The sequence below is a fragment of the Microcystis sp. M165S2 genome (assembly GCF_020245885.1).
Taxonomy (GTDB): domain Bacteria; phylum Cyanobacteriota; class Cyanobacteriia; order Cyanobacteriales; family Microcystaceae; genus Microcystis.
Window position 1 is genome coordinate 1 of the sequence record NZ_JADBTZ010000083.1, and the last position, 12,109, is coordinate 12,109.

9 protein-coding genes and 2 pseudogenes are annotated in these 12,109 nt (G+C 45.4%); 10 read left to right on the forward strand and 1 reads right to left on the reverse strand.

The features are described from left to right. The 4 genes and pseudogenes from IM479_RS04650 to IM479_RS04665 all read left to right on the forward strand — a co-directional run. A pseudogene (locus IM479_RS04650) lies at window positions 1-124 on the forward strand (zinc ribbon domain-containing protein); the annotation flags it as partial. A 98-nt stretch (window positions 125-222) separates the two neighbouring features. After that, window positions 223-1,722, forward strand: a complete 1,500-nt coding sequence (locus tag IM479_RS04655) for an SLBB domain-containing protein (protein WP_287685291.1) — start codon at window positions 223-225, stop codon at window positions 1,720-1,722. Window positions 1,723-2,079: 357 nt separating this feature from the next. Further along, window positions 2,080-3,039, forward strand: a complete 960-nt coding sequence (locus tag IM479_RS04660; RefSeq protein WP_287078775.1) for an aldo/keto reductase — start codon at window positions 2,080-2,082, stop codon at window positions 3,037-3,039. Between the two features lie 110 nt (window positions 3,040-3,149). After that, a complete protein-coding gene (locus IM479_RS04665) occupies window positions 3,150-3,725 on the forward strand; it encodes an Alr1449 family protein (protein WP_147069357.1) in 576 nt (191 codons plus the stop codon). On the opposite strand, the gene IM479_RS04670 is transcribed toward IM479_RS04665, so the two are convergent. Then, window positions 3,708-5,351: a CocE/NonD family hydrolase gene (locus IM479_RS04670; protein WP_287685292.1), complete on the reverse strand. Its 1,644-nt coding sequence runs from the start codon at window positions 5,349-5,351 to the stop codon at window positions 3,708-3,710. The two genes, IM479_RS04665 and IM479_RS04670, sit on opposite strands and share 18 nt — an antisense overlap. Window positions 5,352-5,486: 135 nt before the next feature. Here IM479_RS04670 and IM479_RS04675 point away from each other — a divergent pair, with 135 nt between their 5' ends. The 6 genes and pseudogenes from IM479_RS04675 to IM479_RS04700 all read left to right on the forward strand — a co-directional run. Then, window positions 5,487-7,181: an ABC-F family ATP-binding cassette domain-containing protein gene (locus tag IM479_RS04675; protein WP_287685293.1), complete on the forward strand. Its 1,695-nt coding sequence runs from the start codon at window positions 5,487-5,489 to the stop codon at window positions 7,179-7,181. Window positions 7,182-7,230: 49 nt separating this feature from the next. Continuing rightward, the gene (locus IM479_RS04680; protein WP_287675217.1) at window positions 7,231-7,686 is read left to right on the forward strand and encodes a peroxiredoxin; all 456 of its coding nucleotides are present in this window, start codon (window positions 7,231-7,233) and stop codon (window positions 7,684-7,686) included. A gap of 492 nt (window positions 7,687-8,178) precedes the next feature. Beyond that, a complete protein-coding gene (locus IM479_RS04685; protein ID WP_287685294.1) occupies window positions 8,179-9,522 on the forward strand; it encodes a chloride channel protein in 1,344 nt (447 codons plus the stop codon). A 421-nt stretch (window positions 9,523-9,943) separates the two neighbouring features. Then, the gene (locus IM479_RS04690) at window positions 9,944-11,161 is read left to right on the forward strand and encodes an ATP phosphoribosyltransferase regulatory subunit (RefSeq protein ID WP_287685295.1); all 1,218 of its coding nucleotides are present in this window, start codon (window positions 9,944-9,946) and stop codon (window positions 11,159-11,161) included. Window positions 11,162-11,622: 461 nt separating this feature from the next. Further along, window positions 11,623-11,775 (forward strand): hypothetical protein, encoded by a 153-nt coding sequence (locus tag IM479_RS04695; protein WP_287685296.1) that lies wholly within the window; start codon window positions 11,623-11,625, stop codon window positions 11,773-11,775. A 70-nt stretch (window positions 11,776-11,845) separates the two neighbouring features. Further along, window positions 11,846-12,109 (forward strand): annotated as a pseudogene (locus IM479_RS04700) (hypothetical protein); the annotation flags it as partial.

Here is a 12,109-nt window from a genome sequence, read left to right on the forward strand (position 1 = left end):
AAACGCCTTGGGAGAGTCCGGCCTCTGGATTCTTAATGGAGACATTGAGAATCTAAGCTGTCTCGTTGAACAAGGAATTTCTAACAGCGATGGGTCAAGAATCCCCCGTCACAGCGTAGCTTGACGGTGGGAGTATGTCAAAGTTAGCGGTAACTCTCGATAGATGCGATATTACAGGGGGTTTCCATAGGCGATCGACTATTTGTGTTACACTGATCGCCAATGTCAACCATAAAATTAATCCTATTGATCATGTTAAATAGCAGCCAATTACAGGATTTAATCAGTAAATCACTACGTTATCTGTTAATTATCGGCACTATTGCCCCCCTAACTTCCTTAGAAGCCCGCCCAGTCCAAGCCACTCCTGCGAGTAGTCCTGCACCCGCTAAAGAAGCGATTGCTCCTATCCCCGCAGAAAGCAAAGAGTACACCCTAGGAGAAGGGGATAAAGTCCGCGTCACCGTTTACCAAGTCGCGGATTTAAGCGGCGATTTCCTCGTTTTAGCCGATGGAACCCTGACTTTACCTCTAATTGGTAGCGTCAAAGTGGAGGGAATGACCGTCACCGAAGCCGGCCAAACCTTGGCCAAACGTTACACCACCTATCTCAAACGTCCCGTGGTTACTGTTAGCATTCTCACCCCCCGGCCTCTGCAAATCGCCATCGCGGGGGAAGTTAATCGTCCGGGTACTTACACAATTAACCCCGAACAAAGCCAAAAAACGCCCCTATTGACCGAAATAATCCGGCAAGCGGGGGGAGTGACTACGGTGGCCGATATTGGTCAAGTTCAAATCCGACGCAACCTCAAGGGACAAGAACAGCTAATTCAAGCCAATCTCTGGCAATTAATCCAAAAAGGCGATAAAACCCAAGATATTAGCCTCAGAGATGGTGATAGCATCGTTATTCCCACCAAAACAACCCTTAGCGTCGGGGAAGTCAATCAATTAGCCGATGCCAATTTTGGACTAGATAGCGATCGAGAAATTAATGTTACTGTGGTGGGAGAAGTTTATCGTCCGGGGTCCCATCGCATTGTCCCCACTCCCAACAATAACAATAACAACAATAATGACCAAGATCGCGGCGGCACCAGGAAACCGGCCCGACTAACCCAAGCTATCCAACAAGCGGGAGGCATCAAACCTCTCGCTGATATCCGACAGGTACAAGTGCTGCGTTATACTCGTGACGGTTCCCAGCAGAAAATCCCCGTAGATCTCTGGAGTTTGCTCGATAAAGGTGATATGACCGGCGATATCTTTCTTCAAGAAGGGGATACAGTGATTATCCCCACTGCTACTGAAATCTCGGCCAAGGAATCGGAAACCCTAGCATCGGCCAGTTTTGCCCCTAAAACCATTAACGTGAAAGTGGTCGGGGAGGTGAAAAAACCGGGGACAATTGAAGTTCCTCCCAATACCCCTCTCAATCAGGCAATTTTAACCGCAGGAGACTTTGATAAGCGTCGGGCCAATCAGTCCACAGTGGAATTAATTCGTCTCAATCCTAACGGGACCGTCACCAAAACCTCAATTAACATCGATTTTTCCCAGGGTATCAACGAGAAAACTAACCCGATTCTCCGCAATAATGATGTGGTGGTGGTTCATCGTAGCGGTCTGGCCTCTGCTACCGACACCCTCGGCACGGTTTTAAGTCCCTTTACTGGTCTGACGGGTTTCTTCAACGGATTTTTTAATCTTTTCCGTTAAAAAAGTTTACTTTACCCCGATGTCAATAGCTAAGTAATCGAGCTAATAATAGATATAGAAACGGCAAAAAGTCGTGAGCAGTCACGGCTTTTCTGCTCAATAGACTCAGGAAAGAAAACTATGATTTTTCTCCTTACTCTAGCCCTAATCGCCCTGTCGATTAGCTACAATGTTCAAGGCGAAATAATTAGCCTCAGTACCCGCTTATTAGGTCTTTTTTGTGGCTTGTTAAGTTTGTTCTTTACACCCCTACCAGTAAAAGTTTTTATCCTTGTCACCTTAGTCCTCTTTAGCTGGGATTTTCAGCCCTAAACCCGACTGAAAACCTAAGCATACTTAACCCATCAAAAAACTGTTATGCAAAAACGCTATCTCGGTCAGACTAATATAGAAATTACTCCCCTTCTCGTGGGTACTTGGCAAGCAGGAAAAAAGATGTGGGCAGGTATTGAAGATGAGGAAAGTATTAAAGCAATTCGTGCCGCTTTTGAGGCAGGAATTACCACTGTAGATACAGCCGAAATCTACGGGGAAGGTCACTCAGAATTGATTGTCGCTCAAGCTTTAGCCGATGTGCGAGAACAGGTAATTTATGCCACAAAAGTTTTTGCTAATCACCTCAAATATGAGCAAGTTATCGCAGCTTGCCATCGCTCTTTAAAAAACCTCCAAACTGATTATATCGATCTTTATCAAATTCATTGGCCTAGTGGCTCATGGAACACGGAAATAGTGCCTATTTCTGAAACTATGGCCGCTCTTAATTATCTGAAAGCACAGGGAAAAATTCGAGCTATAGGGGTTTCCAATTTCTCCCGCTCTCAACTGGAAGAAGCTAGTCAATACGGCAGAATTGAGAGTATTCAACCTCCCTATTCTCTGTTTTGGCGCTCGGTAGAAAAGGAAATTATGCCCTATTGTATAGAGAATAATATTTCTATTCTGGCCTATTCTCCCCTTGCCCAAGGTTTATTAACAGGAAAATTTAGAACCGGTTATCAGTTGGCAGCGGAAGACCATAGAATTAAAAATAAACTCTTTCATGGCGAAAACTTTCCGAGGGTACAAGCGGCTTTAAATCAATTAGAACCGATTGCTGACCGCTATAATTGTTCCCTAGCTCAATTATCTCTTGCTTGGTTAATTAAGCAACCCCAAACTAATGCAATTGCTGGGGTAAGAAATGCCGCTCAAGCAGTTAATAACGCTCAAGCAATGACAATTAATTTAACCCCGGAAGACCTAAAATTAATTGATAATATTGGTAAACAGGTAACTGATTTCTTGGATGATAATCCCGTGCTGTGGGATTTCTAAAAATTATACAGCAGTTATCTTAAGGGTGAAGACAGAAGCTTTGGTTAATTCTCAGGAAAAAGCCTGTATAATGACAGCTATAGTCCGATTCTTATCGCAGGATTATACCTATGGCTAAATCCAAAAAACACAATCTGCAATGGATCAAAGAAACCCTCGATTTAAATCCAGATCATAACTGGAAATCTAGTCCGGGTAACAGTATTTTTGTAGCTGGTCGCGGTGCAGTTCGCTTTGAAGTTCCGCAAGATTGGCATTTTGAACCCGATGATAATTCCTTTCGTTTTTTAGATAGAAAACCCCCCGATGATGATTGTCGTTTAGAGGTTTCCTATAATCTACTTCCCCCCGGAGATTGGAAAGAATTACCCCTGAAAGGAATGGTCAAAAAATTAGCTCGTGAAGATAGCCGCAATCCTCACGAAATCGGCGAAGTTATCCAAGAAAAACGCCAAACCGTACGCATTGTTTGGGTGCAAATTCAATTCATCGACCCCCAAGAAAATCGGCCAGCTTATTCGCGCATTGCCGTGGGCATTGGTTCCGGGGTTCAATGTTTAATTACTATGGATTATTGGGTCGATGATGCGGAAAAATTCACCCCCGTCTGGGATACGGTTATCTCCTCACTGGTGTTAGGTTTATACATTCGCGATCCCCGCAGCGGTTTAGCTTTCCCCGACTAAAGGTAATAGCAATTTTGCGGGAAAATTTCCTTGACAAAAAACCTTAATTGTGATAGTAGAAAAATCGATCGCTCGACTCTGGTGGGGATAGCTGCCGGTCCCCGCATTGACGGGATGTGCGGGAAAGCAAGAGGCACTCAGACTTAAACGCAAGCTATGACCTTGAGGAATAGTGATAAAAGTGGCCTGCATGGCAATATTTAGGGGCGATTCGGGATTATTTACCCGTTTATAACCCTGAGTGATATTAAAAACTCGACCATCGGGGGTAACTTGAGAAACCACCGCACAGATATCGAAACTAACCGCATCTGCTTGACAATAACAATCCAGACGGGGACTACCCAAAATCGTTAAATCTTTCTCTAGGGGGGGAGAAGTGTAGGTAATCACATCACTGCGACAGTCTAGCATGGTGCGGTCGAATATTCCCCCCGGTAGGGCGCTATGACCTCCTAAAGATGGGACCGGTCGCCAAGGATCGTGAACGATGGTATCCTCGATCGCAGGTTCTAACAAAATCGCGCTTAATTTCCCCTCATCCTCGCGCAGATTGGCTAAACCTTGACTAGCAAGATAATAAATTTGCTGATTTTCTCTGGGAAACTTCTCCAGATATCGCCATTGATTAGACCCCATTTGAAATAGATACAGGGGAGGATTTTTTAATAACTCCGTTTCCTGACCTTTTAAGAAATAATCAAACCATTGCAGCTGCATTTTATCCACAGGACTAATTGCCTCTTGACCATAATCTATCTCTCCTACTTTTCTCCCCCAGGGTAGATGAGTCCAAGCACCAATAATTAGCTGTTGGGGATAGATAGAACGCGCTTGCATTTCTTGGTATAAACCCAAAGTTCCCCGGAGATGAGGATCGAACCAACCCCCGATATGTAACATCGGTAAATCGATATTTTTTAAAAGGTTTTGCGGGGATAAATTTTGCCAATAGTCATCGGGAAGATAACGAGTAATCCAATCGTGATAAAAAGAATCAGCAGCTAAATCTTGCAGAATTTGGGGAGAGGCAGCAATAGGATCAAAAAGGGGTAAATTTCGGGAAGCTACCCAGAGTTTTTGATAGGCAGTTTCGTCTCCTTTTAATCTAGCTGTTTCCGCTGCTAATTGTATTGCCCAAGCGAGATTATATTGGAAATTAAATGCTTCATTTTCATAGCCCCAATCTCGATATAAATCGTGAGCGATCATCCCTGGGCAAATAGTTTTTAAAGCAGCATGACCATTAGTAGCGGCGTATAATTGGGTCATTCCCTGATAGGAAAAACCATACATTCCCACCACACCCGTATTATTAGGAATAGTTAAAACCCATTCAATAGTTTCTAATCCGTCGCTAATTTCATGGGCAAATAAATTAAAATTTCCCGTCGAGTTTCCCCGTCCCCGGACATCCTGAATTACCACAATATAACCCTGACGTGCATACCAGCTAGGATGGGCATAAACCACCGTAGAAGCGATCGTTTTTCCGTAGGGTTGTCGCATTAGTAAAATGGGAAAAGATTCCCTACTATCGGGACGATAAATATCGGCAACTAAACTAATTCCATCTCTGGTGATTAAACTAGCTGTTTCTTTTTTTATGGGGTAGGGATTAAGCATTATTATCTCTTTCAGATAAAAAATAGTGTCAGGTGGCTCAATCGAGAAAACTTGACAAAGACCAGATAAAGCTTAACTAAATGTTACAATAGAGGCGGACTGCCTCAACTGCCTAGGACTGGAGAAAAATCAGCGATGCTACGACTAGAGAGAATTAGTAAGATTTACCCGACGGGAGAAGTGTTAAAAGATGTCACTTGGGAAGTAAAAACTGGCGATCGCATCGGTTTGGTGGGAGTCAATGGGGCCGGAAAATCCACCCAGCTGAAAATTATTATGGGGGAAGTGGAACCCACCGCTGGGGAGATCATCCGTCCTACCAGTCTCCATATCGGCTATCTTACCCAAGAATTTGAAGTGGATCCCCGTCGGACGGTACGGGAGGAATTTTGGACGGTGTTTCAAGAAGCGAATCAAGTCCACCATCAACTAATAGACATTCCCCAGCGCATGGAAAAAGCTGATCCCGAAGAATTAGATCGCTTAATTCATCAATTGGATCGCTTACAAAGACAATTTGAAGCGTTAGATGGTTACGGATTAGAAGCGCGCATCGAGAAAATTTTACCAGAAATGGGCTTTACTATTGATGACGGCGATCGCTTGGTAAGTTCCTTTAGTGGTGGTTGGCAAATGCGGATGAGTTTAGGAAAAATTCTCCTGCAAACTCCCGATATTTTACTCCTCGATGAACCGACTAACCATTTAGACTTAGAAACCATTGAATGGTTAGAAAAATTCCTCAAGGATTTAACTACTCCCATGGTCATAGTTTCCCACGACCGGGAATTTCTTGATCGTCTCTGTACCAAAATTGTCGAAACGGAAAGGGGAGTTTCTACCACTTATTTAGGTAATTATTCTGCCTACCTACAGCAAAAATACGAACAACAATCTGCTCAGTTAAGTGCCTACGAACGTCAGCAAAAAGAACTAGAAAAACAGCAAGCTTTCGTGGATCGGTTCCGTGCCAGTGCCACCCGCAGTACCCAAGCAAAAAGCCGGGAAAAACAATTAGAAAAGGTAGAAAAAATTGAAGCACCAATCGCCGATGTGCGTACCTTAAAATTCCAGTTTCCTCCAGCAGTGCGTAGTGGTCGGGAAGTGGTAACTATTAAAAATCTTGTTCACATTTACGATGATAAAATTCTCTTTTTCGGAGCAAATCTGGAAATAGAAAGGGGCGATCGAGTGGCTTTTTTAGGCCCAAATGGTGCAGGAAAATCCACGCTTTTACGTTTAATTGTTGGGTTAGAACCCCCCACAGAAGGCTCGATCGAAATCGGTAAACATAACGTTATTCCTAGTTATTTTGAGCAGAACCAAGCGGAAGCTTTAGACCTAACTAAAACTGTTTTAAATACCATTCATGATGAAGTTCCCGATTGGAAAGATGTGGAAGTTCGCAGTCTTTTAGGGCGATTTTTATTCAGCGGGGAAACGGTATTAAAAAAAGTAGAATCTTTGAGTGGTGGCGAAAAAGCGCGTCTTGCCTTAGCCAAAATGTTACTTGCTCCCGCTAACTTATTAATTCTCGATGAACCGACTAATCACCTCGATATTCCCGCCAAGGAAATGTTAGAATCGGCTTTAAAAGTTTATGAAGGCACGGTTTTAATTGTTTCCCACGATCGTTATTTTATCTCCCAGGTAGCTAACAAAATTGTCGAGATTCGGGATGGCGAATTAATTGCCTACGCAGGAGATTATCACTATTATCTAGAAAAACTAGACGAAGAAAAACAAAAAGCTGAACAAAAACGCATTGAAGCAGAAAAAGCGGCCAAAGCTGCTGCTAAACGGGCTAAACAAAAGACCAAAAAAGGTTAGAATATAAAGTATCACCCTATCCACGATTATCTATTCATTAATTAATCTTATGGCAGCTATAAAAGTAGGCGATCGAGTTCCCAATTTTTCTCTCCCTTCCCAAACAGGGACAACGGTTAATGTCAGCGATTTAATCGGTAAAAAATCCCTGGTAATTTATTTCTATCCCAAAGATGACACTCCGGGTTGTACCGCAGAATCCTGCGCTTTCCGCGATAGTTACGAAGTGTTTACCGATGCGGGTGCGGAAGTTATTGGTATTAGTGCCGATAGTCCCCAATCTCATCAACAATTTGCCCAAAAATATAATCTTCCCTTCACCCTTTTAAGTGATAGCGATAACCGAGTCCGGAAATTATTCGGTGTTCCCTCTACCTTATTCTTCCTCCCCGGACGAGTTACCTATATCATTGATCAAGAGGGAATCGTCAGACATATTTTTGATTCTATGTTAGATTTTAAAGCTCACGTTACCGAATCTTTGAACACAATTAAATCTTTTTAGGTTGATGATTATGCAAGAAATTAAGACACCTATCCCATAATGAGGCTGGTTCTGACTTAAAAATAAAATTAATGGTGTGTTAATTTTGACTAACACACCCTCAATCTGCTTTAGTTATTGGCAAAAATGACGGCTGGAAACAGAAGGCTAACATAGGCAAAGCTAACACCCAAAAGTTTGTCGTTATTCCTTATAAACGTCTAATTGAAATGTTAACTTATACTAAATCCGTTGAGTAGTGGTTTCAAGTTACAACATCCTAAGAAAAGGATTCCCAAATCTGTTCAGCTATGGGATAGAGAGGTGCGTAGTTCAGCCAAGGAGAATTAATCTCTCGAAGTAAAGGTGAAGGGAATTTCTCAAATAGAATTCAGTCTGTTTATAATTGACTATACTTTTACTAACTATATAGTAAAGACTTTCAGGGTGTTTTGCTTGACGACTCCAATGGACTTGCTATAGGAACGATAAAAGTTCACCTTTCTTGGCGCGATGCTAAATAACAAACTACAACTTCTGTTAACTAGGGTAGGCACATGGGCTGTTGGCGGCCTGCTCGGCGGTTTGATCGGCTCTCTGGCCGCGGTACTGCTGACTGAGGCAATTAAGCAAACCCTCAGGATTGCCTCTGACCTAGGCAAAGTCTGGCTACTGCTGCTGCCTCTGGTGGGCGTTACCTTAGCAGCGCTAGTCCTGTTTGGACTGGGTAGGGGGCAACCCGTGCAGACCTTAGCTCCCCGGGGGGCGACTTCCTCTGGCCGCTGGGGTTCTCTCATGGACTGGTACTCCTTCCCCCATGACATTGCTCGCGCCGACCTGACCGGTGACGTGGTGAACGCATCCGGCGCCGAAGAGCGCTTCCCCTGGAATCTAGCCCCCTTGCGCGCCCTGGCCATCCTCTCCACTGTTGGACTGGGTGCGCCCATGGGAACAGAATCACCGGCAGCTCATATTGGCGTGGCGACGGGAACCTGGTTAGGCAGCACAAATCCAGCCCTGCGTCAACTGGTGCGGCCGCTGGCCATCGGCGGCGGTGCGGCAAGTGTTTCTGCTCTGATGGGAATCCCTCTGGTGGGCAGCTTTTTTATGTTTGAGTTGAGTCAGCGACGCCAGGTTCCGATCACCCCGGAGCGGGCAGCGGCGATGTTAGCCGGGGGACTGGTGGGATGGGGAGTCAACGCTGCCTTTAAGCTGCAACTGATCCGGCTGGTCGTGCCGCAGCTTCCCCCGACTGACTTCTGGGATGCGGTGGGTGCCACTTTGTTGATCGGAGTGATCGCCGGCACGATTACAGCCCTCACTGGTGAGGCGATCTACTGGGCCAGAGGCTTGCGGGACAGGCCTGCCACTCGTCTTCTGATCGGTGGCCTGGTGATGCTGTTTCTGGCGATCGTGATCGGACAGGTGGCGACCCCCGCAGCAGCTTTTGGGCCGGGGGGAGACGCTATCCGCTGGGCCGAAAGCATTGAAACAACTCCTTACCATCTGTTAGCGGTAGCTCTGCTCCGGGCTGCCGCCACCACCGCTGCCGTTTTAGCCGGGGGCTGTGGCGGCGTGTTTGTCCCTTTTCTGGCGATCGGCGACCTCAGTGGCCGGGTGTTCGCAACCACCTTTGAGATTTCGGGGGATCTGGCGGGTGCGGCGGGGGCAGCGGCTGGTATTGCTGGCGGCTATCGCCTACCTCTGACCGCCATGGCGATGGTACTGGGGGTGGGTGGCCCGGGGGCAGCCCAGCTAACCTGCCTTGCCACAGTGGTGGTCGCCGCCCTTTCGGGATTGGTGGCCGCACGGGCAGCCAATCAACTCTCCAGTTCCCTGCGCGCAATGTTCCGCTAGAAGCCACCGTCAGGGGATTGACAATCTCCGCACTTTTAGGGCGGAGATTCTTGGGCAACATCTTGCCTCTACTAGCAACCAGCAATTCTCAGTTTTAGACATAGCAAGCCTTTTAGGGATTTAAAGAACATTTTAAAGGGGGATTTTTGGGGCAACTTTGGGTGTACTATCACGTCAAAAGCCTGAAGACTCGTGACATGAAATTTGCAATCCCATTGAATTTGACCCCGTATTATGCGAACTAACCCCCAAAAGCCTTGCTACAGGGCAAATTTAGAATTGCTGTCTTCACCCCGACATTTGAGATAAAAACCCCTAAGAGGATTTGTTAGGGGTTTTTACCCATCAGGAAACTGGTCACAACTTGTCGTAAAGTGAAATAGGACTGACCAGTGCCACCGATTTTGATTAGCAAACTCCCATGATTCATCAACCCCCGGCGGGGACAAGGGATTTATTACCCCTAGAAGTTACCCAAAAAGGCTGGATTAACGATCGCCTTCAGTCTGTCTTTCAGCGTTGGGGCTATCAAAGGATTGTCACCTCCACCATTGAATGGCTCGATACCCTCACCGCGGGCGGTGCGATCGATCCCAGCACCGTGATCCAACTCCACGGGGATAGCCAAGGACTATCGGGATTACGCCCCGAATTAACCGCTTCCATTGCCCGCAGTGCCGTCACCCGCATGAGTGGGGAGTCCTATCCCCAACGTCTCTGTTATCGGGCTAACGTTTTTCGTCGCCCTAGTGCCAGTTATCACGGTCGTCAAGTGGAATTCTATCAAGCGGGGGTAGAACTGCTCTTTTCCGGCGGTTTACTAGCTGATGCCGAGATTTTACTGCTCCTAGCCGACTGTTTCGATAGTTTGGCCGTCCCTAAGTGGCAGATTATTTTAGGAGAAGCGGGTTTGACTCGTTCGCTACTTTCTCCCTTTCCGGATCCCTTACGCGAACAGGTGAAACGCTGTTTAGCCCTCCTCGACTACGTTAGCCTCGAAAATCTTCCCTATCCCAACGAAACCCTCCGGCAGCAAGCCCGACAATTATTTCACCTGCGCGGTAATCCTGAGGATGTCCTCGCACAAGTGGCCGTATTAGCCCAGGAAGAATCGGCCCAAAAAGCCGTTAATAACCTTAAATCCCTAGTAGAGCTGCTTAATGCCGATCGCTCTGAACCCTTCCCCCTAATTCTCGATTTAAGTCTGATTCAAACCTTTGATTACTACACGGGCATCGTTTTTAAGGCGGTTAGTTATCACCAGCAAAATCTCAGTATTTTGGGCCAGGGCGGACGCTATGACCAATTATTGGGTGTTTTTCATCCCCAGGGCCAATCGGCTCCGGGTATCGGTTTTTCCCTGAATATCGAAGAACTCCAGGAAAGTTTATTATCGGGGCAGACTTTACCCACTCAAGCTCCCCCCCTCGACTGGTTGCTTATCCCTTTGGGTAATAACGCCCAGATAGCGACTTTTAGTAAAGCTCGCTCCCTTCGCACCGGTGATCCGAATCTGAGAGTGGCGATCGATTTAGGGGGTCGCAGCGAGGCACAAATTCGTACCTATGCCCGCGATCGAATGATTAAAAATCTCGCCTGGGTGCAAGAAGATGGTTCCGTGATCGAAGAATCTCTCTAAAAGGGGGCAAAAGCAGCGGAAATTCCGCTGCCCGCTACTATAGAGTCCATTTGGTATCTTTCCCAAAATCATTACCCAGTATGGATTAGAGCGAATTAGCCAAAATACCTGTAATTCTTACCCGTGAAGCGTCACAAGAGAGATACCAAATAGGTTCTATAGACCTCGTTTCCACACATAAACCAGAAGAGCCGTTCAAAAAACTTTATAAATAATATTGATTGGTTTGTTTATAATAAGCCCCATTAATACCCACTGAAACCATAATAAATCATAAGCAAAAATCAATGTTAATAATCGATTCTAATCTATACCAGAGATGAACGTGGGTTGGGTTAAAGCATGAAACCCAACGCTGACGGCGATGATTGAGCCGCTTCTTGGCATGGTAACGACTAGGGCTGTCCCAAGTGCGGGAAACGGCGATTTTAAAATTTTCACCCTTTATTCAGGAAAAAATCATGTCAACTCCCTTTTTAGTTAAAGATATCTTCCCTGGTTTATCTGGTTCCTCCCCCGGCTATCCGACGGCATTATATAGTTTTACCAATAAATGTCAGAACAAAGATGTAGATGTAGGTTACTCTAATGGGAAGTTTTGTGACGACAAGTAGCATTGATGATATTTATGGGGAATAATAGATTTAGATGAGTGCCTAACTTTCCAATTGGTAGTGACTTGCCATGAAACAACCAACTGCCAATTATGATGAACCCTGGAAAGAAGCATTAACCGAGTATTTTGAAGCGTTTTTATGCTTCTTTTTTCCCGAAGTTCACCAACTAATTGATTGGACAAAAATTCCTGAATCCCTAGAAAAAGAACTGAAACGGATTACCGCTTCAGCAAAGACAAAAAAACGTTTCGCTGACAAACTCTATAAAGTTTGGTTACTCAGGGGTGAAGAAGTCTGGATTTTGATTCATATTGAAATTCAAAGTCAATAC

Excerpts from the sequence above, each read along its gene's own strand:
- IM479_RS04655 (WP_287685291.1), top strand. The coding sequence starts at position 223 with ATGTCAACCATAAAATTAATCCTATTGATCATGTTAAATAGCAGCCAA.
- IM479_RS04660 (WP_287078775.1), top strand. The coding sequence starts at position 2,080 with ATGCAAAAACGCTATCTCGGTCAGACTAATATAGAAATTACTCCCCTT.
- IM479_RS04665 (WP_147069357.1), top strand. The coding sequence starts at position 3,150 with ATGGCTAAATCCAAAAAACACAATCTGCAATGGATCAAAGAAACCCTC.
- IM479_RS04670 (WP_287685292.1), bottom strand. The coding sequence starts at position 5,351 with ATGCTTAATCCCTACCCCATAAAAAAAGAAACAGCTAGTTTAATCACC.
- IM479_RS04675 (WP_287685293.1), top strand. The coding sequence starts at position 5,487 with ATGCTACGACTAGAGAGAATTAGTAAGATTTACCCGACGGGAGAAGTG.
- IM479_RS04680 (WP_287675217.1), top strand. The coding sequence starts at position 7,231 with ATGGCAGCTATAAAAGTAGGCGATCGAGTTCCCAATTTTTCTCTCCCT.
- IM479_RS04685 (WP_287685294.1), top strand. The coding sequence starts at position 8,179 with ATGCTAAATAACAAACTACAACTTCTGTTAACTAGGGTAGGCACATGG.
- IM479_RS04690 (WP_287685295.1), top strand. The coding sequence starts at position 9,944 with ATGATTCATCAACCCCCGGCGGGGACAAGGGATTTATTACCCCTAGAA.
- IM479_RS04695 (WP_287685296.1), top strand. The coding sequence starts at position 11,623 with ATGTCAACTCCCTTTTTAGTTAAAGATATCTTCCCTGGTTTATCTGGT.